The organism is Winogradskyella epiphytica, from assembly GCF_003217215.1.
Taxonomy (GTDB): Bacteria; Bacteroidota; Bacteroidia; order Flavobacteriales; family Flavobacteriaceae; genus Winogradskyella; species Winogradskyella epiphytica.
In genome coordinates this window covers 12,505-33,854 of the sequence record NZ_QJTD01000002.1, presented here as the reverse complement: position 1 = coordinate 33,854, position 21,350 = coordinate 12,505, and the positions used below count along the sequence as shown (strand labels likewise).

General features: G+C 33.3%; 25 protein-coding genes. 11 read left to right on the top strand and 14 right to left on the bottom strand.

Features of this window, described 5'->3' with window-relative positions:
- Window position 1: 1 nt before the first annotated feature.
- The 4 genes from DFQ11_RS05470 to DFQ11_RS05455 form a co-directional block, all read right to left on the bottom strand.
- Complete coding sequence (locus DFQ11_RS05470; protein WP_110474868.1) at window positions 2-331, bottom strand: DNA-directed RNA polymerase subunit omega; 330 nt, start codon at window positions 329-331, stop codon at window positions 2-4.
- Window positions 332-338: 7 nt separating this feature from the next.
- Window positions 339-1,151, bottom strand: coding sequence for an outer membrane protein assembly factor BamD (locus tag DFQ11_RS05465; protein WP_229791268.1), 813 nt, complete (start codon window positions 1,149-1,151; stop codon window positions 339-341).
- Window positions 1,152-1,259: 108 nt separating this feature from the next.
- Complete coding sequence (dapA, locus tag DFQ11_RS05460; RefSeq protein WP_110474866.1) at window positions 1,260-2,144, bottom strand: 4-hydroxy-tetrahydrodipicolinate synthase; 885 nt, start codon at window positions 2,142-2,144, stop codon at window positions 1,260-1,262.
- Complete coding sequence (locus tag DFQ11_RS05455) at window positions 2,144-2,662, bottom strand: DUF6913 domain-containing protein (RefSeq protein ID WP_110474865.1); 519 nt, start codon at window positions 2,660-2,662, stop codon at window positions 2,144-2,146. Before DFQ11_RS05455 ends, dapA begins: the two co-directional genes overlap by 1 nt.
- A 71-nt stretch (window positions 2,663-2,733) precedes the next feature.
- On the opposite strand from DFQ11_RS05455, the gene DFQ11_RS05450 reads away from it, so the two are divergent.
- The 3 genes from DFQ11_RS05450 to DFQ11_RS05440 all read left to right on the top strand — a co-directional run bounded on the left by DFQ11_RS05450 (window position 2,734) and on the right by DFQ11_RS05440 (window position 5,781).
- Window positions 2,734-3,486: a 5'-nucleotidase C-terminal domain-containing protein gene (locus DFQ11_RS05450; protein WP_110475510.1), complete on the top strand. Its 753-nt coding sequence runs from the start codon at window positions 2,734-2,736 to the stop codon at window positions 3,484-3,486.
- Window positions 3,487-3,495: 9 nt separating this feature from the next.
- The gene (locus DFQ11_RS05445; protein ID WP_110474864.1) at window positions 3,496-4,410 is read left to right on the top strand and encodes a bifunctional metallophosphatase/5'-nucleotidase; all 915 of its coding nucleotides are present in this window, start codon (window positions 3,496-3,498) and stop codon (window positions 4,408-4,410) included.
- Window positions 4,411-4,512: 102 nt separating this feature from the next.
- On the top strand, window positions 4,513-5,781 hold the full coding sequence (locus DFQ11_RS05440) for a chloride channel protein (protein WP_110474863.1): 1,269 nt from the start codon (window positions 4,513-4,515) through the stop codon (window positions 5,779-5,781).
- 8 nt (window positions 5,782-5,789) lie between these two features.
- Here DFQ11_RS05440 and DFQ11_RS05435 read toward each other — a convergent pair whose 3' ends face one another.
- From DFQ11_RS05435 to DFQ11_RS05420, 4 genes are all read right to left on the bottom strand, one after another.
- Window positions 5,790-6,497, bottom strand: a complete 708-nt coding sequence (locus DFQ11_RS05435) for a hypothetical protein (RefSeq protein ID WP_146221502.1) — start codon at window positions 6,495-6,497, stop codon at window positions 5,790-5,792.
- Between the two features lie 132 nt (window positions 6,498-6,629).
- Window positions 6,630-8,624 (bottom strand): NAD-dependent DNA ligase LigA, encoded by a 1,995-nt coding sequence (gene ligA, locus DFQ11_RS05430; RefSeq protein ID WP_110474861.1) that lies wholly within the window; start codon window positions 8,622-8,624, stop codon window positions 6,630-6,632.
- A 23-nt stretch (window positions 8,625-8,647) separates the two neighbouring features.
- A complete protein-coding gene (gene prmC / locus DFQ11_RS05425; RefSeq protein WP_110474860.1) occupies window positions 8,648-9,526 on the bottom strand; it encodes a peptide chain release factor N(5)-glutamine methyltransferase in 879 nt (292 codons plus the stop codon).
- A 2-nt stretch (window positions 9,527-9,528) separates the two neighbouring features.
- Window positions 9,529-10,020: a GNAT family N-acetyltransferase gene (locus DFQ11_RS05420; protein ID WP_110474859.1), complete on the bottom strand. Its 492-nt coding sequence runs from the start codon at window positions 10,018-10,020 to the stop codon at window positions 9,529-9,531.
- Between the two features lie 151 nt (window positions 10,021-10,171).
- On the opposite strand from DFQ11_RS05420, the gene DFQ11_RS05415 reads away from it, so the two are divergent.
- From DFQ11_RS05415 to DFQ11_RS05395, 5 genes are all read left to right on the top strand, one after another.
- Complete coding sequence (locus DFQ11_RS05415; RefSeq protein ID WP_110475509.1) at window positions 10,172-10,630, top strand: LEA type 2 family protein; 459 nt, start codon at window positions 10,172-10,174, stop codon at window positions 10,628-10,630.
- A complete protein-coding gene (gene ribD / locus DFQ11_RS05410; RefSeq protein ID WP_110474858.1) occupies window positions 10,631-11,692 on the top strand; it encodes a bifunctional diaminohydroxyphosphoribosylaminopyrimidine deaminase/5-amino-6-(5-phosphoribosylamino)uracil reductase RibD in 1,062 nt (353 codons plus the stop codon).
- A 74-nt stretch (window positions 11,693-11,766) separates the two neighbouring features.
- Window positions 11,767-12,378, top strand: coding sequence for an HAD family hydrolase (locus DFQ11_RS05405; RefSeq protein WP_110474857.1), 612 nt, complete (start codon window positions 11,767-11,769; stop codon window positions 12,376-12,378).
- On the top strand, window positions 12,375-13,226 hold the full coding sequence (locus tag DFQ11_RS05400) for an EamA family transporter (protein ID WP_110474856.1): 852 nt from the start codon (window positions 12,375-12,377) through the stop codon (window positions 13,224-13,226). Before DFQ11_RS05405 ends, DFQ11_RS05400 begins: the two co-directional genes overlap by 4 nt.
- Window positions 13,226-13,831, top strand: a complete 606-nt coding sequence (locus tag DFQ11_RS05395; RefSeq protein ID WP_110474855.1) for an IMPACT family protein — start codon at window positions 13,226-13,228, stop codon at window positions 13,829-13,831. The genes DFQ11_RS05400 and DFQ11_RS05395 overlap by 1 nt, the downstream gene beginning before the upstream one ends.
- Here the strand turns inward: DFQ11_RS05395 and DFQ11_RS05390 are convergent.
- Window positions 13,826-14,233, bottom strand: coding sequence for an acyl-CoA thioesterase (locus DFQ11_RS05390; protein ID WP_110474854.1), 408 nt, complete (start codon window positions 14,231-14,233; stop codon window positions 13,826-13,828). The genes DFQ11_RS05395 and DFQ11_RS05390 overlap by 6 nt on opposite strands.
- Before the next feature lie 201 nt (window positions 14,234-14,434).
- Here DFQ11_RS05390 and dnaA point away from each other — a divergent pair, with 201 nt between their 5' ends.
- The 3 genes from dnaA to DFQ11_RS05375 all read left to right on the top strand — a co-directional run bounded on the left by dnaA (window position 14,435) and on the right by DFQ11_RS05375 (window position 17,170).
- Window positions 14,435-15,862 carry a chromosomal replication initiator protein DnaA gene (dnaA, locus tag DFQ11_RS05385; RefSeq protein WP_110474853.1) on the top strand — a complete coding sequence of 476 codons (1,428 nt, stop codon included), beginning with the start codon at window positions 14,435-14,437 and terminating at the stop codon, window positions 15,860-15,862.
- A gap of 11 nt (window positions 15,863-15,873) precedes the next feature.
- Entirely contained in the window at window positions 15,874-16,332 is a 459-nt protein-coding gene (locus tag DFQ11_RS05380) for a low molecular weight protein-tyrosine-phosphatase (RefSeq protein ID WP_110474852.1), read from the top strand.
- Between the two features lie 121 nt (window positions 16,333-16,453).
- Entirely contained in the window at window positions 16,454-17,170 is a 717-nt protein-coding gene (locus DFQ11_RS05375; RefSeq protein ID WP_110474851.1) for an SAM-dependent methyltransferase, read from the top strand.
- A 6-nt stretch (window positions 17,171-17,176) separates the two neighbouring features.
- On the opposite strand, the gene DFQ11_RS05370 is transcribed toward DFQ11_RS05375, so the two are convergent.
- From DFQ11_RS05370 to dapF, 5 genes are all read right to left on the bottom strand, one after another.
- Window positions 17,177-17,833, bottom strand: coding sequence for a peptidoglycan-binding protein LysM (locus DFQ11_RS05370; protein WP_110475508.1), 657 nt, complete (start codon window positions 17,831-17,833; stop codon window positions 17,177-17,179).
- Between the two features lie 117 nt (window positions 17,834-17,950).
- Complete coding sequence (locus DFQ11_RS05365; RefSeq protein ID WP_373287852.1) at window positions 17,951-18,850, bottom strand: DUF2279 domain-containing protein; 900 nt, start codon at window positions 18,848-18,850, stop codon at window positions 17,951-17,953.
- Window positions 18,851-18,853: 3 nt separating this feature from the next.
- Window positions 18,854-19,897 (bottom strand): endolytic transglycosylase MltG, encoded by a 1,044-nt coding sequence (gene mltG, locus DFQ11_RS05360; protein ID WP_110474849.1) that lies wholly within the window; start codon window positions 19,895-19,897, stop codon window positions 18,854-18,856.
- Window positions 19,898-19,899: 2 nt separating this feature from the next.
- Window positions 19,900-20,424 carry a GNAT family N-acetyltransferase gene (locus tag DFQ11_RS05355; RefSeq protein WP_110474848.1) on the bottom strand — a complete coding sequence of 175 codons (525 nt, stop codon included), beginning with the start codon at window positions 20,422-20,424 and terminating at the stop codon, window positions 19,900-19,902.
- Window positions 20,418-21,191, bottom strand: a complete 774-nt coding sequence (gene dapF, locus DFQ11_RS05350; protein ID WP_110474847.1) for a diaminopimelate epimerase — start codon at window positions 21,189-21,191, stop codon at window positions 20,418-20,420. The genes DFQ11_RS05355 and dapF overlap by 7 nt, the downstream gene beginning before the upstream one ends.
- Window positions 21,192-21,350: the final 159 nt, after the last annotated feature.

The following is a 21,350-nucleotide window of genomic DNA, read 5'->3' as shown; positions in this document are numbered from 1 at the left end:
TTTATGATTGAGGATCCTCAGTGTTTCTATGATAAATTTTATCATCTAACCACTCCTTTACTGCTAAAGCATGTGGCTTTGGTAATCTTTCATAAAACTTAGAAACTTCGATTTGTTCTTTGTTTTCAAAGATCTCCTCTAAACTGTCATTGTAAGTTGCAAACTCTTCTAGTTTGTCTACTAACTCACGTCTAATATCTGTGTTTATTTGTTCTGCGCGTTTAGATATTACCGAAATAGCTTCATAGATATTCCCTGTTGGAGCATCAATTTCATTTCTGTCGTAAGTTACAGTACTTACCGGTGCGTCTGTTTTTTTTAAATCCGTCATTATATGATTAACTTTTAGTAGTAAGTGTATTTAATTCTTGTTGTAATTCTTCATGATGTACGTTAGCCTCTTCCATAAATTCTGAATTTGGATAGGCTTTGGCAAAGGCATTATAATAACCTATAGCATCTTTTACTCGTTTTTCCTTTAAATACTCTACACTTCTGATGGCAAGTTTGTAAGCCGAATCAAATCTGTAGTAATAAGCACCTTCTCTTAATGATGCCCCAGGAAATTCAAGTAAAAAATTATTGAATGATTCTATAGAAGCGTTATAATCTCCTGTATAACCACCAATAATATTATATTGTTTAGCAATTTCAAATGCTTTTTTCTCAAGTTTAAAATCCAATTCCTTAACTAAAGCATTAGCTTCACTTAAATATTGAGAGCTTGGATAACTATTAACAAACATCTGAAGTTTTTCAATAGCTTCAACTGTTTCTTTTTGCTCCTTAGAATACACAGGTGAATTAAAATAATATCCTTTTGCCGCTAAGAATGCAGCTTCTTCTGCTTTTTCACTTTGCGGATAGCTATCACGAAATTTATCAAAATGATAACTTGAAATATAGTAGTCTCCCAATTGATAAGAGCACATAGCGTGCATAAAAGTTATCTTTTCAGCTTGTGGTTTCCCTCTATACTTCTGAAGGATTTGATCCAAAAGTCTAAATGATTTTTTCCAATTTTCAGCTTCGTAAAGCTCAGTAGCCATTTCAAATTTCGCTGCCGTATCTTCAGATTTTAATGTTTTCTGAAAGTCACTACATGAAATAAATAGAATACTGATAAATAGTATGTAAAGTCCTCGATTCATAAATTTTAAACAGGATGCAAAAGTAAGCATTAATAACGGATTTTGAAAACAAATATTATCTGCTAAAATAAGTGTTGTTCAAAAGGTGAAAACTAATTTAGATAAAGTTTAACTTTTTCCTAATACTTTTAATTCGTTATTTATTATGTCTTTTAGATTTTTGGTCGCTTCAACTAGCGGTAATCGCACATGTGGCTTCGAAATTTTCAAACCACTTAGCACTGCTTTAATACCTGCTGGATTATTTTCTGCAAAAATATGTCCTGTAATAGGCATTAATTTAAAATGAATCTCATAGGCCTCCTTCGCTTTTCCTGCTAATCCCAATTGAATCATTTTTGAATATTCTTCCGGAAGGGCCTGCCCTATTACAGAGATGACTCCAGATCCACCAGCTAATACAATTCCTAATGCTAAATCATCGTCACCAGAAATTATTAAGAAATCATTTGGTTTAGTTCTTAATAGCTCTAAATATTGCTGTACATTATTAGCAGCTTCTTTTACTGCTACAATATTTTCAAAGTCTTTGGCTAATCTAACCGTAGTTTCCGGTAACATATTAGAAGAAGTTCTTCCAGGAACATTATATAATATAATAGGTTTAGGACACACTTCTGCTATAGCCTTGAAATGTTGATAGATACCTTCTTGTGTTGGTTTACTATAATAAGGAGATACCGATAAAACACCATCAATTTCTGAAAAGTCAGTTGATTGTATTTCTTTAATTACCTCAGCAGTATTGTTCCCTCCTATACCCAAAACTAACGGTAATCTTCCTTTATTCACTTTTGAAATAAATGTCACCAACTCTTTTTTCTCTGCACTAGTGACCGTTACGCTTTCTCCAGTAGTTCCGCTTATAACTAAGTAATTGGTTCCGTTTGAAATATTATATTCTACTAAACGCTCTAAAGCATCAAAATCAATACTTAAGTCTGCATTAAACGGTGTTATTAACGCCACACCAGTGCCTATAAATTTTTTCATTATAATTTTTTAAAAATATGTAAGTATTTTTTTAATTCTTGCTTAAACAGGTTGATATCTTTTAAATCTACATTTATAATTAAGTCATATAAACGATTATCTTCATTTGATATCCCCACTTTTAAATTTGCTTTTGATGCTGCTGTTATCAGGTCGAGCTCTAATACCCTGTTTTTAAAAAAACAAATCAGCATATCATAAGGTTCATTAATAAATTCCTCTAAATCGGTATTTTTTATTTTTCCTTTCCACCCAAAATCTTTTGGACTAAAATGTGTATTCCACTGATTGTGCTCTAATTTATCATCTAAGGTAAACGCCACAACTTTATGCTTTGGGGATGTTAATCCCAACTCCTTAAAATAGCCTCTAAACACTTCAAATTCATGAAATTCACTAGCATTTAGCAACACGGCAACCGTCTTTATCTTATCGTTATTAACCACATCATTATTTGTGGACAATAATTTATTGAGATATTTTTGATTTGATTTTTCTTTAAATGCTTTTAAAATCATTTATCTTTAGCCTTTGTGCAAATTTAATAAAAGCACGTACATATTATTATAATCTCTATATAAGTTATTCAATGACTATAAAACATACTTTAAAACTCTGTTTTTTACTTTTTATTTTTGCCTGTGCACCATTAAAAGTATCAAAAATTGAAGGCAAACGTCTAGATATAGATAAAAGTCTAACAGCCAATCAAGAAATCGAAGCTTTTATAAAACCATACAGAGAGCGTGTTAATAAGGATATGGATAGTGTAATATCCTATGCTCCTGAAACTTATTCTAAAAGTGACGGTAAATTCAATACGGCTATAGGAAATTTTATGGCTGATGCTGTGTTTAATGAAGGTAATCCAATATTTAAGCAACGAACTGGAAAAAACATCGATTTCGTTCTATTGAATCATGGGGGAATTCGTGCTATAATTTCCAAAGGAAACATTACCACGCGAACTGCTTATGAGGTTATGCCTTTTGAAAACTCAGTTATAGTTGCTTCTATAAAAGGAGAACAAGTCAATAAAATGATGGCTTATTTATCTAAAGCCAAACGAGCACATCCAATATCTCACCAACTACAATTGATTTTAGATTCAAATGGAGGAATTGTTTCTGCAACAGTTCACGGCGAACCAATTGACCCAAATAAAATTTATCACGTTGCAACCAACGATTATTTGTATAATGGTGGCGATGGAATGGATTTCTTTCAACCAAATCAAGGTGTAAACGTGTTAGATTATAAAATTAGAAATGTATTAATAGACAATTTCAAAAAGAAAGATACCATCAACCCAAAACGCGATAATCGTTTTATTCAACAATAATATGACGTTATGAAAAGAAGACAATTTATACAAAAATCTACAGCAGCAACGGCATTAGTAGGTCTAGGTGGATTAGGGTTACAATCTTTTAGCCCTTCAAAAACGAAAAAAATCACTATTCTTCATACCAATGACGTTCATAGTCATATTGATCCTTTTGGTCCAGACGATGGCAGAAACGCTAATAAAGGTGGAGTGGCAAGACGTGCTACTTTAGTCGAAAATATTCGTAAAGAAAACCCGAATACCTTATTGCTTGATGCAGGAGATATTTTTCAAGGTACGCCCTATTTCAATTATTATGGTGGTGAGTTGGAATTTAAACTCATGAGTATGCTGAAATATGATGTGGCCACTATTGGCAATCATGATTTTGACAATGGTATTGATGGACTATATGCTCAGATTCCACATGCTAAATTCGATTTTGTTTCAGCAAACTACGATTTCACAAATACAGTTATGGACACTCATGTGAAACCATACAAAACATTTGTTAGAGACGGAATTAAAATCGGAATATTTGGATTAGGTATTCAACTTGATGGTTTGGTAGATAAAAAAATGTATAAGGAAACCGTTTATCACCACCCAATCGAAATCGCTCAGGATATGTCTAGAATACTAAAAGAAGATCACTCCTGTGATTTAGTGATTTGTTTATCTCATATAGGATATGAATATAGAAACTCACCAAATCGTGTAAGCGACATTAATCTTGCAAGAGCAACAAAGGACATTGACCTCATTGTTGGAGGCCATACTCATACTTTCTTACCAAAACCAACTATTGAAACAAATAGCGTGGGTAAAAAAGTACTTGTAAATCAAGTTGGGGCTTTTGGATTATATCTAGGAAGAGTTGATTTCTATTTTGAACCAGGTAAGAAAGTACAAGCTGAAGGCGCTTCCATCATGGTTTAACCTAAACATACAGTATAAAAAATAAATGATTTTTAACAAAGAGTAACATACTGATATCATTCCGTTTCAGCAGTATATACCCTAAAAACAGAGACGTAAAAGGTGAAACTAAAACGAAGACGAAAGCTTGTTACGTATTTAAACATTTTAGACCAACCCGTCCAGTTTAACCCTTTCGTGTTTAGTCGGACTTTTTTATTGTGGGCCCTTCTTGGTTTAATTGGTGGTATCATAGCCGGAGTGTATTGGATTGCACTAGAATTCCTCACCCATCAGCTCGCATTTTTTAAAGGATGGGAAGTGATCCCTGTAATGGCAATTTCAGGGTTTCTTGCAGGGTTAATAATTCAATTCATCGGAGATCCTGGAGAAATTCATTTAATTGTAGACAACATTAGATTTAATAAAGGCAAACTCGACCCTAAGAACAATCCTTCCATGATTTTAAGTTCATTGCTTTGCGTTGCATCAGGAGGAAGCTTAGGACCAGAAGCACCTCTAGTTCAGGTTACAGGATCTACAGGCACTTGGTTAGGAAAAATATTTAGACTTAAAGGTGATGAATTAAGGTCATTAAGTATAGCAGGAATGGCTTCTGGTTTCACCGCGTTATTTGGCGCACCCTTAGGAGGTAGTCTGTTTTCATTAGAAATACTCCACCACAAACATGCCGTTGAATATTACAAAGCCATTATTCCTGCATTTGTAGCAAGCTCATTTAGCTATATAGTGTTTGCTTTAATCATTCATTTAGGCCTTGGTCCAATTTGGGATTTATCATCATATGAATATTCGGGGCTTTTCGATTTTGGCTACGCTGTACTATTTGCTTTTATGGGAGCAGCAATTGGATGGGGTTTTATATTCTGTACTAAATTTTTTAAAACAATTTTCGAAAAACGACCTATGCCAATCTATATTAAAACGTTAATAGGCGGATTAGTTTTAGGTATAATTGCATATTACTTTCCATTAACAAGGTACTTTGGCCATCACGAAATTAACGAACTGCTAACTGGGAATTTATCTTTATCCGAATTAGTTTCTATATTAGTACTTAAAATTATAGCTATCGCAATAACCGTAACTTCTGGATGGCGAGGAGGATTCATTATTCCCTTGTTTTTCGTAGGTGCTACCTTAGGTTTGATTCTGAATCACATATTTCCCTCAATTAACCTGAGTTTGGCAATAGTATGTTGCATGGCGGCTATTAATGCTTGTGTAACAAGAACACCAATGAGCACAACCATTTTATTAGCAACTTTAACAGGCTTCGGACATTTCATTCCAATTTTATTTGCTAGTCTGACTGGATATTTTCTAGCTCCAAGGATTCCATTTATTAAATCACAGATGGATAAAGAATAGTTTTTCGCTTAAGTTTCGGGAGTGTCTTCAACATAAATCCGCATAGGACCTGAATACTGTTGTTGTGACTGTAGGTAAAGAAAAAGAAACGCCACAAATAAAAGGAAAGAATAGACTAACCCTAAGTTTGAATCGTCTAGAATATAAAAATATGCGAGCTGAATAATTTCAGAGAAGACAATTAAAATAGACCCAATTAAAAATAACATTGACTTATTATCGTTTCGGTACATATAGTTAATTAGACCAACAGATAATAAAGCCATTACGATTGAATTATAAACAAACTCTAAAATATATTCGGATGTTGTTAGTAGTTTTTCGGCTGTATCTGTAATTATAATAACACAAAAAACATCTAGCACAATCAAAATTATAATTGGCACAAAAAGCTCTTTAATAATTTTTCTTGGGTTTAACCTTGTTAAGACTTTAATCATTAAGAATGAATACGAAATGATGTAAAGAATATTATTAAAAAAGTACCAATAATCAATATCTCCTTGTGGAATTGCAGGAGTGAAAAATGTGATAAAGTTTACCACATGTGCAATTGTAAACGTTATCAAAAACAAAAAGAAATAAATATTCTTTTTTTCAGCCTCCTTATAATATAACCATGTTAGCAATATCAACATGATTGCACTAACCGCCGTACCCTCTTTTTGATACGCAAAGCCCTGAAGTCCAACATATAGAACTCCAAGTGCTAACAATATTATTTTAAAAACTTTACTATACAACATTAATTTATCCCGTCATTTCTAAAACAAATATAAACTTTATTTTCACATGTAAACGAATTATTTTACCTTTTGTCGATGAAATACACAATTACACGTAAGAATTTACTTCATCATATTAAGGAAATCATTTTCTGTAATTATTGGAATATCTAAACTTTCAGCCTTTGTGCGTTTACTTGGCCCCATTTTATCACCTGCTACAACATAAGATGTTTTTGAAGATATAGACGATGATACTTTTCCACCATTATCTTCAATTAGCTTTTTAAGATCATTACGTGATACGCTTTCAAAAACTCCAGAAACCACAAATATTTGTCCTTGCAGCTTATCTGTTTGGTTTGCTAATTTCTCTGCTGATATTTCTAGTTGCACTCCAAAAGATTTTAATCGCTCAATAATCTGTTTGTTCTCTTCTAAACTAAAAAACTCAACGACACTCTCGGCAATACGCTCACCTATTTCATCTACCGTAACTAAATCTAATGTTGAAGCAAACATTAGAGCATCTATAGACTTATAATGTTTGGCTAATTTTTTAGCAACCGTTTCTCCGACATATCGAATTCCCAAGGCAAATAATACACGCTCAAAAGGAATTTGTTTTGAAGCTTCAATCCCATTAACTAAGTTTTCAGCACTCTTTTCTGCCATTCGTTCTAACGGAATCACTTGCTCTACCGTTAATTCATATAAATCTGAGTAGTTATTAATCAATCCTTCATTCACTAAAAGCGCTACCGTTTCTCCACCCAAACCTTCAATATCCATCGCTTTTCTAGATATATAATGTTGAATTCGGCCTATGACTTGTGGCGGACAACCATTATAATTAGGACAGTAGTGTTTTGCTTCACCCTCTAGTCTAACAAGCTCCGTATGACATTCTGGACAATTGGTTATGTATTTTGTCGGTTCAGAATTTTCTGGACGTTTTGTAAAATCGACTGCAATAATTTTCGGAATAATTTCACCACCTTTCTCCACAAATACCTCGTCTCCTACTCTAATATCTATTTTTTCAATTTGATCAGCATTATGAAGTGATGCTCGTTTTACTGTTGTCCCTGCTAATTCAACTGGCTCTAAGTTAGCAACAGGTGTAATTGCACCTGTACGACCAACTTGATATGTAATTTCATTTAATCGTGTAGATACTTGCTCAGCTTTAAACTTATAAGCCATTGCCCAACGAGGTGCTTTGGCTGTAAAACCTAATTCATCTTGCTGATGCAAGTTATTCACCTTCACCACTACACCATCAATTTCATAAGGTAAATTATGTCTATGCTCGTCCCAATAATTAATATAGTCTAAAACTTCGTCAATAGAATTCACCAATTTCGCTTCCTGTGGCACTTTAAATCCCCAAGCTCTCGCTTTTTCTAATCCTTCAAATTGTGAATTGATATTTAAATTATTTCCAACAATACTATATAGTAAACATTCTAAAGGACGTTTAGCCACCTCTGCACTATCTTGAAGTTTTAAACTTCCAGAAGCTGTGTTTCTTGGGTTTCTATAGGGTTCTTCATCGTTTGCAATTCGTTCTTGATTCATTTTTAAGAACCCTTCAATTGGAAGCACAATTTCACCTCTAATATCAAATCGTTCAGGGTAATCGCCTTTTAATTGTAGTGGAACCGTATTTATGGTTTTAATGTTGGCAGTAACTTCATCTCCTTGTACACCATCACCACGAGTTACAGCTCTAATTAACTTACCATTCTCATAAGTAAGATTCATAGAGGCACCATCGTATTTTAACTCACAAGTATATTGCACATCTCCATCTACCATTTTCTTGATTCTAGCTTCCCAATCCAATAAATCTTCTTTAGAATACGAATTATCTAAAGAATACATTCTAAAATCGTGAACAACAGTTTCGAAGTTTTTCGTAACCGTTCCTCCTACACGCTGTGTTGGTGAATTTGCGTCAAAAAACTCTGGATGCTTTTCTTCTAATGCCTGAAGTTCTTTTAACTTAATATCGAATTCATAATCACTGATGGTGGCATTATCTAAAATGTAATAATTGTAATTATGTTGACGAAGTTCGTCACGAAGAGATTCAATTTTTTGTTGTGTGTTCATTATTTAAGGAATATAAACAGTTCTTAATAGTATTTCTTTTGGCCTTTTAACATTCTGTAATTACCATTTAAGTCTTTCAACAAATCTATAGCATCAAAATCAGCATCAATTAATAATTGCTTTGTTTCTTCTCCTAGATATTGATTAATTTCAAAATAAAGACTTCCGTTTGCTTTCAACTTATGAATAGCAAAGTTGGTGATAGCTTTATAAAAGATTAATGGATTATCATTTTCCACAAATAAAGCTAAATGTGGTTCATTATCTAAAACATTGGGTTGAATTTCAACCTTTTCTAATTCTCTTACATAAGGTGGATTAGATACAACGACATCAAATTCAATATTTTTAAAATTTGAATTCCATGTTGACTCATCTAAAATACTAACTTCAATAAAATTGATTTTCACCTTATTTAACTCGGCATTTTGTTTGGCTACGGCTAAAGCTTCTTTCGAAACATCTAAAGCATAAACTTCAACGTCTGGAAGGTTTTTAGCCAAAGAAATAGCTATACAACCACTTCCTGTTCCGATATCTAAAATTTTGATAGGAGACTTATCTTTTCGTTCTGAATGATTTTTGATAATTAAATCGACCAATTCTTCCGTTTCTTGACGTGGAATTAACACATGTTCATTCACTTTAAATGTCAATCCGTAAAATTCAGTTTCACCTAATATATATTGAATCGGTTTTTCCTGTTTTAAATGCTCTAAAACTTTAAAAAAGGAATCTGTTTCAGACTTCACAATGGTTAAATCTGGTTCTAATGCCAATTGAAAACGAGGTAGATTGAGATAATGTTCTAAGCAAAGAAAGAAGAAGCTGTCTACTTCATCCTTTCCGTAGATAATATCTAATTCCTTATGAAATATATGTTGTAGGTCTTTTAATAACATTCTTATAAATCTTTTAGCATCCACACCGTACATGAATAATGCCCAGTATCTCCTAAGGGTTCTGAAAGCGACTTAAATCCTACTTTTTCGTATAATTTCTGAGCATCTTTCATATAAGGCAAAGTTTCTAAATAACAGTGATCAAAACCTACTTGTTTAGCAAAATTCAAACAGGTCTTCATCATTTCAGCTCCTAAACCTTTACCTCTAGCTTCAGGTAAAAAATACATTTTCTGCAATTCGCAAACATTTCCATTGTAGTTCTCCAATTGCGCTATACCGGCTCCTCCTAGAATTTCATTACCCTGAGCAAGCACAAAGTAAGCTTTCTTTAAATCTGTATAGGTCTCTTTCATCGCATCTAAAGAGCGGTCTTCATAAGCAGTCCCCACTTTAGGTGCCCCCATTTCAACTAAAACCGACCGTATTGCTTTGGCGATTTTAGGGTTATCCTCTACTTCAATTTCTCGAATAACAATAGTATCTTTGTGCACTTGTAGATGTTTTAAAATCGGTCTGAATTTATTTTTTATTGGTCCAATACAGTTTAGTGAAGTTATAAAACTTTATTTTTAAACTTCAACTAAAACACCTCAGAAAAGAGCATTGTCAGACAACACCAAAAGTACATATAAAAACAATTTTATGTTTAAAAGATTCTTATTGTTTTCCTTAATTTTTACACTACTTCTTAACTGTTCTGTTAGAGAAAAACCAGAATTTATTGGATTAGAAAACATTCAAGTTGTGGACTCCAACAGCAAACACATCACCTTAAGTGCTGAGGCATTATTTCTGAATAAAAACAATGTGGGTGGTTCTTTAAAAACTGATGATTTAAAAGTGTATATCAACGATATAGAAGTGGCTAGTATTATTTCAGATGAATTTGACGTTCCTTCGAAACAAAATTTTACTATTCCCTTAACGGTCGCCGTAGCCACTGATAGTCTATTTGACAAAAATAGTCTTGGCGGGTTATTAGGAAGCCTAATTTCACAACGCTTAAAAGTTCACTACAAAGGTGATATTAAATATAAAATTATGGGGTTTTCATCGACTTATACAGTTGATGAGATTCAGGATGTTAAAATAAAGCTTTAATTGATTAATCAAGAAACATACATAAAACGCTGCTTGCAGATAGCAAAAAACGGATTAGGAACTACGAGGCCTAATCCCATGGTTGGTGCTGTAATAGTTTATAATAACACCATTATAGGTGAAGGTTTTACTAGTGAATATGGTGGTAATCATGCTGAAGTCAACGCTATTAATTCTGTTAAAAATAAAGCGCTTTTAACTAAGAGCACGCTTTACGTCACTCTTGAACCTTGTAGTCATTATGGAAAAACACCTCCTTGTAGTGATTTAATTGTATCACATCAGATTCCAAATGTCGTGATTGGTTGTGTTGATGACAATCCGGAAGTAGCAGGAAAAGGTATTGCCAAACTTGAAGCTGCAGGTTGCCATGTTACGGTTGGTGTATTGGAAAAGGAATGTAGAGTACATCATAAACGCTTTTTTACTTTCCATAATAAAAAACGCCCATATATAATATTGAAATGGGCAGAAACCGATGATGGTTTTATTGCGCCGCTAACTAAAAATGAAAACAAACCCGTTTGGATTACGAATTCGTATTCTCGTCAACTCGTACATAAATGGCGCGCAGAAGAACAAGCTATTTTAGTAGGTACCAGTACCGTTATTGCGGATAACCCAAGTTTAACCGTAAGAGATTGGACGGGCCAAAATCCTATCAGAGTGGTTTTAGACAAGCATTTAAGATTAGCAGCAAATTATTCACTTTTCAGCAATGATGCAGAAACTATCGTTATTACCGAAAGTAGTGTGGAAAGAAAACAAACAGCAGGTAATTTGACATTTGAACTTATTGATTGGAACTTAAAGGAGTCCATAGCGAAGCAAATTTGTGATGTTTTATTTAATAGGAACCTAACTTCAATTATTATAGAAGGTGGCGCACAAACACTTCAAACCTTTATAGATGAGAATCTTTGGGATGAAGCCCGCATATTTACAGGTAAATCTGAATTTAAAGAAGGGGTTAGTTCACCTATCTTTAAAGGATCCATGATTTCTAAAACTGAGATAAAGAATGATACTCTTAAAGTATACAATAATGACTTGCTTTATTGAAGTATTCCTATAATAAAGACTTGTACTAATGTTTAATAAAAAATAGAGATTTCGTTTAACACGAAGAAATAACTATGATTACAACTTTAATTTTCGATTTTGGTGATGTATTTATCAACTTAGATAAGCAAGGTGCTATGCAAAACGCCTTAAACTTGTTCAATCTTAAAACATTTGACAAAGATATGGTTGAAGCTAATACAAGCTATGAGGTTGGTGAGATTTCAACAGCAGAATTTATTCAATTTTATAAAACAAAATTCCTAGAACTCAGTGAAACGGAAATTGTTGACGCCTGGAATTACATCCTTAAAGATTTTCCAAAACACAGATTAGAGTTCATTAAAGATTTGGCTCATCAAAAAAAATACAAATTGATACTGTTGAGCAACACGAACACAATGCATATAGATTATATAAAGCAAAATGTATCCTTCTATGATGAATTTAAAGCTTGTTTTGATGTTTTTTATCTATCTCAAGAAATTCATCTTAGAAAACCCAATAAGAATATTTTCGAATTCGTTCTAAACGAGAATAATCTCACAGCAGAAGAATGTGTGTTTATAGATGACACTAAAGAAAATACGGATGCTGCCAAGGAAATGGGATTCCATGTCTGGAATATAGATGAAACCAAAGAAGATGTTGTAACCCTGTTTCAAACTAAAAAAGAACTCTTTTGATTTACTTACTGCTTAGCATCTTATCATCTACAGCGATATTCGTTGTATTCAAACTTATAAAAAAGTATGATATTGACACTTTACAAGTCATCGTTGTCAACTATTTTACAGCTTTTACTTGTGGCGCCTTACTCTATTCAGGAAACATTCAACCTTCAGAAATAATAGAATCGGATTGGTTTGTTGCTGCCATTGGTTTAGGGTTTCTATTTATTACAATATTCAATGTGATGGCATTAACTGCACAAAAGAATGGACTTTCAGTAGCTTCTGTAGCTAGCAAGATGAGTGTAATAATTCCAATAGTTTTTGGGATTTACGTATTTAATGAAAGTGCTAGTTTACAAAAAATCACAGGAATTGTTCTTGCCTTATTTGCAGTATATCTGACATCATTAAAAAAGAAAGACCATACAGTTTTAACTAAGTCAATTTATTTGCCCATTATATTATTTTTAGGCTCAGGTGTCATTGATACTTCAATAAACTATTTTGCTCCGAGTGATAATATTCCTTTATTTTCAGCTACAATTTTTGCGATGGCTGCACTAATTGGATTAGTGATTGTTGGCATTAACTTACTAAAAACTAAGAGGCGTTTTAAATTGAAAAGTTTACCAGCAGGAATAACTTTAGGTATAGTAAATTACGGCTCTATTCACTTTTTATTGATGGCTCTTCGTGCAGAAAACACTGAGAGTTCTACCTTATTTACTATTAATCATATTGCAATCTTGGCGCTTTCAACTTTGATAGGTTTGTTATTATTTAAAGAAGATATTTCGCAGAAAAACTGGATAGGTATTATCTTAGCCTTAATTTCAATACTATTAGTGACACTAGCATAATGGAAGACGACTTATACCAAACGATTGAAAAACCAGCACAAGGCGAATTATTTAAAGATAAAAATAGCAAGTTTTACGGTTACGCTTTTCCAGTAACCGATGAGGAACAAGTTAAAATTCATCTTGAAGATCTAAAAAAAGAACACTATTCTGCAAGACATTGGTGCTACGCCTATCAAATAGGAACAGAAAATATTCAATATAGAGCAAATGATGATGGGGAGCCAAACAATTCCGCAGGTATGCCTATCTATGGACAAATCCAATCCTTCGAAGTTACCAATATTTTAATTGTAGTTGTTCGTTATTTTGGAGGGGTAAAACTTGGTGTTGGAGGTTTAATAAATGCTTATCGTACAGGCGCGCAATTAGCTTTGGAAGCAGCAGATATTGTTAAAAAAACGATCAATAAAGAATTCTTGCTCACTTTCGAGTATAAAAACATGAGCAAAGTGATGCGGATATTAAAAGAAAACAATGTTGATATTAAAAAACAAACCTTAGAACTTGATTGCAAATTAGAAATTACAGTAAGAAAAAGTCATGCTCCAAAAATTTTAGAACTTTTTAATCAATTTTTTGGTGTTGAAATCAAAGAATTATGACGAGTAATCCTGCAGTTTGTCTAAAAGATATTTTGGACAACGCGTCGGTCTATTTTTAACCTTATCAATAAATGCCAAAACAGTATTTCCTGTAGCTAACAAAACATTAGAATCGTTCCATAATTCATATTCAAATTCAATAGAGGCAGTAGGTAATTTTTTAAGGGTTGTTTTTACTTTAAGCACATCATCATAACGAGCTGAATTTTTGTATTTTATAGATAATGAAATCACCGGCAACATGATGCCCTCTGCTTCCATCCTACTATAGCTAAGTCCAAACTCACGTAACCACTCTGTTCTACCAACTTCGAAATACATGGCGTAATTAGCGTGATAGACGACTCCCATCTGATCTGTTTCACCGTAACGAACCCTAATTTCTGTTTCATTATAATTCATATTTCACTCTTTGATTCGGAAAATATTTTGTAAATTTCAGAAGGTTTTAAACATGGGGAAAATTTTCCAAACATTCAACAAAATTTGATTTTTTTATTAAGAATTTTGTTCACATATTTGTCCTGTTCAAAACAACGAGAGAATTCCTGTTCTCTCTTTTTTTGCTAATATAACTAACAACGAAAAAACTCACTTTAAAGAATGGAGATCACAGCGAAATCTGTATGGAATAATTGTCTGGCTTTCATTAAAGATAATATTCAACCACAAGCTTATAAAACTTGGTTCGAACCTATAGACGCTGTAAAACTTTCCGGTAACGCCTTAAGTATTCAGGTACCTAGTAAATTTTTCTATGAATGGTTAGAAGAGCACTATGTAAAAATCTTAAAAGTTGCCCTAACAAAAGAGTTAGGTAAAGACGCTAAGTTGGTGTATGTTATTAAAATGGAAAACACCTATGGCAATAAGCAGCCATTTACAGAAAAGATTCCAAGTGCAAATAGATCGGCTGTAAAATCTCAAGATGTAGATGTTCCTTTTAACAATAAAAGTCCTGAATTAAAGAATCCATTTATAATTCCTGGAATTAGAAATGTTAAGATTGAATCTCAACTGAATCCAAGTTATAGTTTCGAAAATTTCTTGGAAGGTGACTCTAACCGTTTGGCTAGAAACGCGGGAATCGCTGTCGCTAATAAACCAGGGGGAACTTCCTTCAATCCACTTTTAATATTTGGTGGGGTTGGCTTAGGAAAAACACACTTAGCTCATGCTATTGGAGTTGATATTAAAGACAAGTATCCTGAGAAAACAGTTCTATATATTTCAGCTGAAAAATTCACGCAACAATATATAGACTCTGTAAAAAAGAATAATAGAAATGATTTTATTCACTTTTACCAAATTATTGACGTATTAATAATAGATGACGTTCAATTCTTATCAGGTAAAACTGGAACTCAAGATGTATTCTTCCATATTTTTAACCATTTACATCAAAATGGAAAGCAGGTTATTTTAACAAGTGACAAAGCGCCTGTTGATATGCAAGACATTGAGCAACGCTTATTATCTCGTTTTAAGTGGGGACTTTCTGCTGAATTACAAACACCAGACTTTGAAACTAGAGTTTCTATTTTAAAGAATAAACTATATAGAGATGGTGTTGAAATGCCTGATGACATTATTGAATATGTAGCAAAGCATATTAAAACGAATGTTAGAGAGCTTGAAGGTGCTATCATTTCATTAATAGCGCAATCCTCTTTCAACAAAAAAGAAATCACAATCAACTTAGCGAAAGACATCGTTGAGAAATTTGTTAAGAATACAAAACGTGAAGTCTCTATTGACTACATTCAGAAAGTGGTCTCTGATTACTTCCAAATGGATGTAAACACACTTCAGTCTAAAACACGTAAACGTCATATAGTGCAAGCGCGCCAATTGGCTATGTTTTTTGCTAAAAAATACACCAAAGCGTCTTTAGCAAGTATAGGATCTCAAATTGGACAACGCGATCACGCTACAGTTTTACATGCTTGTAAAACTGTGGATAATTTATCTTCAACAGATAAACAATTTAGAAAATACGTCGAAGATTTATCTAAGAAACTTGCCCTTTAAACACTTTTAGTATGACTCGCATCTTAATGGTTTGCTTGGGGAATATTTGTCGTTCACCACTAGCACATGGTATATTGCAGTCAAAACTTTCTGAAGATCGTTTTTATGTCGACTCTGCAGGTACCGCAGCTTATCATATAGGAAAATCACCTGATAAACGTTCTATTGCAGTAGCTAAAGACAATGGCTTAGATATAAGTACGCAAAGTGCTAGACAATTTAAAGTTTCAGATTTCGATACTTTTGATTTTATTTACGTGATGGATGAATCAAACTATGCCGATGTCATCCGTTTAGCCAGAAACGATAATGACAAAGCTAAGGTGTCGGTATTTTTAAACCATAACAATAATATTTCCCATAAGAACATGCCAGATCCTTACTATGGTGACGAAAGTGATTTTAAATACGTTTATCAACTCATAGATGAAACCTGTGACGTATTAGTGAAATCATTAAACAACTTATAAGCCCTCACAATCTTAAGGTAACTTTGATTTTTGTAATTTAGTAAGTCGGAAGAAGTGTTCATTTCTAAATTAACACCTCTGAGCATGTTTTAACATATATAATAAACTAACATTTATAGTAATGAGCAGCACTAAAGGAAAACTATATCTTATCCCCACACGTTTAGGTGATACCCCACCTTTAGAGGTCTTACCAATGTCTATTAAGAAAGTCATAGAAGATATTGATCACTATATTGTAGAAAATGAAAAAACTGCGCGACGCTTTATTAAACGTATTTCTCCAGGAAAGTCGCAACCATCGCTTAAGCTTCAAGTATTAAATAAATATACTACAGAAGAAGAGCGCAACACTTATTTAAACGCTTGTTTGAATGGCCTGTCCATAGGCTTATTATCTGAAGCAGGATGCCCTGCTATTGCCGACCCTGGAGCCGATATCGTAAAATTGGCACATCAAATGGATATCAGAGTTATTCCTTTGGTAGGCCCCTCCTCTATTATTTTAGCCTTAATGGCCTCTGGAATGAATGGTCAGAGTTTCACCTTCAATGGTTACTTACCTATAGATAAAAGTGAAAGAAAATCGAAAATTAAGCATTTAGAAAAACTATCACTTGAAAACGATCAAGCTCAAATTTTCATAGAAACACCTTATAGAAATATGAAGATGATTGAGGACTTAGCTCAAACACTTCACCCTAACACGAGAGTTTGCGTGGCTTGTGATTTAACATTACCTACAGAGTTTATCAAAACTTTAGCAGCCAAAGATTGGAAACACCACAAAGAAGACCTTCATAAAAGGCCCGCTATATTTATAATCCAAAAAGATTAGTTAAGATTAAAGTGTAACTCTAGCTTTCTTATTAGGAGTAATCATAGAGGTATCATACCCAGAAAACTTTTTCATATAATACTTCACTGAAGAACCGTAAGCATCAGATAAGTTTTGTTTTCCGTAACTGCGTAGAAATTTCTTTACACTCCCAGGACCTGCTAAATGTGCAGCAGCTAATATTCCAGATTCAGTTATTTCAACACCTCCGATATATTTCCCCTCAAAACGTTTAATATCTTTTCTAAGCACCCATTTATTTCTTTCTGTATTTGCAACGAAAGCTTTTTCTTGTAACTCTGGATTATATAAGAAGTTATTTGGATCGTAAATACCAATTAACTTTAAGGTTTCAGCTCCAAACTGATACTTTCCTAAATAACCTAATGTGTTTACCGTAAAATAATCACCTCTCGACTCTTTGAAAGCTAAGGCTTCTTTAAATCCTTCAAAAGATTTACCTAAATAAGGAGAAAACATCTTATGGTTTGAAATCTGGTCATCAGAAAGAGATGCTAAGTCACCAGAAATATTAAAGTCAAGTTCTAATCCTTCGGTTGAATACATCTCAGGATCGAGAGAAGAATCTGGGTACAAGGCTAATGCCATGAGTACACACATCGAAAAAGGTAAAACAAAATTTTTAATGCTATTTTTAATCATAACAGCTAAATTTTTAATGTAAAAGAGGTTTAAAAACCCTTCCACAAAATTCGCGTGCAAATATACGACATTTAAACAAATGCTGAAAATCAACCGATTAAGTGCAAAATAGCTCTCTTAAAGGTAGAGCCAATGCCATTTTACTCGACCAATGTCATTAATTTCTATCGCAGGAAAAGGAACCTTAATGACGTTAAAAACGTCAAAAATAGTTTTCAAGAGGTGAGAATTTGTTTTTATTCGACTTAAATCAACATCTAAACTTAAGTAATATTGTCGTCGTCGATTTTGATTTGGATACGAAGAATTATCCGAAGAACCTGTTAACATTCCATCTGCTCCATAACCAAAAGCAATGTTCAGCCAAGCTGGGATAGATTCCGATTTTAGAAATGACTTCATATTTGCACTTAGCCAATATGTTTGGCCGTTATAATCTTTTAAGAATTCTTCAAACAGACCATTACCTAATTTATCTGGTCGTACCTGTGCATATTTGGTTTGATGAAAAGAATATTTTAAAGTAATTCGTTGTTCGTTCCAAAGTAATTCTTGTCCAACGTACAAACCTGTACCAGTCACGTTGGCTGCCATATCAGACCATGAAAAGCCCCACTCTTCAGAATAGCCATCCATGATTTCAACGGCAGTAAGAAATCCTAAACTTAGACCTGCCCCATATAACAATTGGCCTTTCTTATTCACGCCAGCCCAATTCAAGGTATTCGCTCCTAACCTTCCCAATTGATAGGATGAAAAAACATGCCCTAACTTGTCCATTTGTAACCATTCTCCGCTATCATTTAAAGTTTTAAAGCTAGATTGCGGGTAATCGGCATACCATAATTGATGTAAACCGACCAGCGTAATGGAAGCTAAAGCTGTTTCTGTAATAATTACTAAATTTCGGCGAGAAGTATTTAAGGTATCACTTGGTTTTAAAAATTGATTCACTCCCGATTGTGAGAACATCGGAAAACTAACCCATAAGAAAAAATAAATAATTAGTCTGTTCAAACCTTACTTTCTAATACCTTGAGAAGACAAATATTTATGATATTCTCTTGCATTGACATTATGTTGAGCTAAAGTTTTTGCGAATTTATGGTAACCGATCCGCTTGGCATCTGCAGCAAAATATAAGTAGCTGTGGCTTTCAGGATCTAAAACAGCTTTTATAGCAGATAAATCAGGCATCGCAATTAATCCTGGAGGCAAACCTGTATGCTTATAGGTATTGTAAGGTGAGTCAATTTCTTTATGAATATTTAAAACTCTTCTAATAATTGTATTTTGATATTGAGGTAATTGATAAGCCGCAAATTTCAATGTAGGATCAGCTTGTAACGGCATGCCTATACGTAATCTATTAAGATACACACCTGCTACTCTAGGTTGTTCATCTGCTTGTTTAGATTCTTCATGCACGATAGATGCTAAAGTAATTACCTCACTCGGACTTAAATTTAATTTTTTTGCTTTAGCTTTTCTTTCCTCTGTCCAAAATCTATTGTATTCCGTTAACATTCTATCTCTAAAAGTTTCTGCTGATGAATTCCAGAAAAACTCGTAGCTATTGGGCAAGTACATCCCTAAGGCGGTAGCTGGAGTGAACCCATTCTTTTTCAAAAATTGCTCATCTGTCATAACCTCATATAAGGATAAACTATCAGCCTCAATCTGTACACTAATACGTCCTGCCAAATCTTTTAAACTATGCTGATTGTTGAATGAAATTTTAAGTGGTAAATTTTTACTTCTTATGGAATTAATAATGTCATTATTATTCATTCCCTTTTTAATCGCATAACGACCTGGTTTTACATAAGTGACGTATTCTTTTTGCTTAGCTAAGGCATCAAATGAATTGATGTCTTTTAATAATGGTTCTAATTGAAGTCTCACTTCTCCATAAGTAGCGTCCGTTGGCACATATATATAAGCCGTTTCATTTTCGAAACTTGTGTTAGGTGAAAACATAGCTCCATATATATAATAAGCAATAGCACCAAAGATGACTAAACCAATAAGAGCTACAGCCCAAAGAATTTTTTTAAAGTACATAGTTAATCGTTAATTCGTTGTAATAAATATTCGTGGCTGTATGTTTCACCATCAAATCTCCAATCTTTTTTTAATCCTATAATTTTAAAGCCATTAGACTGAAATAATCCTAAACTAGCCTCATTATCCTCACCAATATTAGCAAAGACTTGATGCAAATGTAAGGTCTGAAAACAATAATTCACTAAAATTTCTAAAGCTTCTTTTCCATAGCCTTTATTTCTATTTCCTTTATTCTGAATAACAATACCAATACCAGCACGTTTATTCTTGGCATCAAAATCGAATAGATCTATTAGACCAATTGTTGTATTATTCAAATCGCAAATAGCCAATCGCAATTGTTTGGCCTCATAAATGTCTTGTTGTGCATTTTCGAGATATTGCTTAATTAAAAATCTTGAATATGGTGCTTGTGTATCGCTTAACGACCATAATGTTGTATCATTTTCAACGTGATAGACAAACTCTAAATCTTCAGGCTCTAAAGCTCTTAAATAAATCTGTTTTCCTTTTAAAACTACCATTCTATTTCTCCTTTAAAAACAAGTTCAGCAGGACCAACCAACCAAATATTAGTGTACCCATGATTTGTTTTATTAAAAGTAACCCTTAGTTGACCTCCTTGAGTTTTTAAATCAACATCCGTAACTTTCGTTTTTCCTAAATGATGCATTGCTAAAGCCACAGCTGTTACGCCAGTACCACAAGACAAAGTTTCATCCTCCACGCCACGCTCATAGGTTCGTACTGCAAATCGGTTTTCACACAACTGCTCTACAAAATTCACATTAGTCCCTTCTTCTTCATAAGGTTTCGCATATCTGATTTTGGCTCCCGTAGATTTCACATCTACTTCACCAACATTCGTCATCATTTCAACATGATGTGGAGATCCTGTATCTAAAAATAGATGATTATCATAGGATTGTACGTCATGGACATCTTGCATTTGAAGGTGAACTATACCATTCTCAATTTTTGCCTTATGAGGACCATCTACAGCAATAAATTCAGTTTCATTTTTAATGATCCCTAAAAACTTAGCAAATGCCACTATACATCGACCGCCATTTCCACACATTGTGCTTTCGTTCCCATCAGAATTATAATACACCATTTTAAAATCAGCAACATCACTATCTTCTAATAGGATTAATCCATCTCCGCCTATGCCAAAACGTCTGTCACATAGCGATTCTATTCGTTTGGTATTGTTTTTGTCTATGAGTTGTAAACGATTATCGATTAAAATAAAATCGTTACCCGTGCCTTGAAATTTGTAAAATGTCATTGACTATAATTTGCGACAAATATAAGCATATTAGACTTTAAGTATAGCTGTTAAAAGGACACTAAAGTCAACGTTAAATAGTCGTTAAAATGAAAAACAGAATTCAATAAATAGGTAAATTTAATCGTTAAGAGTAAAATTAAATTTTATAAATAGTTA

Excerpts from the sequence above, each read along its gene's own strand:
- ligA (WP_110474861.1), bottom strand. The coding sequence starts at position 8,624 with ATGAACACACAACAAAAAATTGAATCTCTTCGTGACGAACTTCGTCAA.
- DFQ11_RS05395 (WP_110474855.1), top strand. The coding sequence starts at position 13,226 with ATGGAAGACGACTTATACCAAACGATTGAAAAACCAGCACAAGGCGAA.
- DFQ11_RS05370 (WP_110475508.1), bottom strand. The coding sequence starts at position 17,833 with ATGATTAAAAATAGCATTAAAAATTTTGTTTTACCTTTTTCGATGTGT.
- DFQ11_RS05355 (WP_110474848.1), bottom strand. The coding sequence starts at position 20,424 with ATGGTAGTTTTAAAAGGAAAACAGATTTATTTAAGAGCTTTAGAGCCT.
- dapA (WP_110474866.1), bottom strand. The coding sequence starts at position 2,144 with ATGAAAAAATTTATAGGCACTGGTGTGGCGTTAATAACACCGTTTAAT.
- DFQ11_RS05405 (WP_110474857.1), top strand. The coding sequence starts at position 11,767 with ATGATTACAACTTTAATTTTCGATTTTGGTGATGTATTTATCAACTTA.
- DFQ11_RS05450 (WP_110475510.1), top strand. The coding sequence starts at position 2,734 with ATGACTATAAAACATACTTTAAAACTCTGTTTTTTACTTTTTATTTTT.
- DFQ11_RS05445 (WP_110474864.1), top strand. The coding sequence starts at position 3,496 with ATGAAAAGAAGACAATTTATACAAAAATCTACAGCAGCAACGGCATTA.
- dnaA (WP_110474853.1), top strand. The coding sequence starts at position 14,435 with ATGGAGATCACAGCGAAATCTGTATGGAATAATTGTCTGGCTTTCATT.
- DFQ11_RS05375 (WP_110474851.1), top strand. The coding sequence starts at position 16,454 with ATGAGCAGCACTAAAGGAAAACTATATCTTATCCCCACACGTTTAGGT.
- DFQ11_RS05415 (WP_110475509.1), top strand. The coding sequence starts at position 10,172 with ATGTTTAAAAGATTCTTATTGTTTTCCTTAATTTTTACACTACTTCTT.
- DFQ11_RS05455 (WP_110474865.1), bottom strand. The coding sequence starts at position 2,662 with ATGATTTTAAAAGCATTTAAAGAAAAATCAAATCAAAAATATCTCAAT.
- prmC (WP_110474860.1), bottom strand. The coding sequence starts at position 9,526 with ATGTTATTAAAAGACCTACAACATATATTTCATAAGGAATTAGATATT.
- DFQ11_RS05390 (WP_110474854.1), bottom strand. The coding sequence starts at position 14,233 with ATGAATTATAATGAAACAGAAATTAGGGTTCGTTACGGTGAAACAGAT.
- mltG (WP_110474849.1), bottom strand. The coding sequence starts at position 19,897 with ATGTACTTTAAAAAAATTCTTTGGGCTGTAGCTCTTATTGGTTTAGTC.
- dapF (WP_110474847.1), bottom strand. The coding sequence starts at position 21,191 with ATGACATTTTACAAATTTCAAGGCACGGGTAACGATTTTATTTTAATC.
- DFQ11_RS05380 (WP_110474852.1), top strand. The coding sequence starts at position 15,874 with ATGACTCGCATCTTAATGGTTTGCTTGGGGAATATTTGTCGTTCACCA.
- DFQ11_RS05470 (WP_110474868.1), bottom strand. The coding sequence starts at position 331 with ATGACGGATTTAAAAAAAACAGACGCACCGGTAAGTACTGTAACTTAC.
- DFQ11_RS05465 (WP_229791268.1), bottom strand. The coding sequence starts at position 1,151 with ATGAATCGAGGACTTTACATACTATTTATCAGTATTCTATTTATTTCA.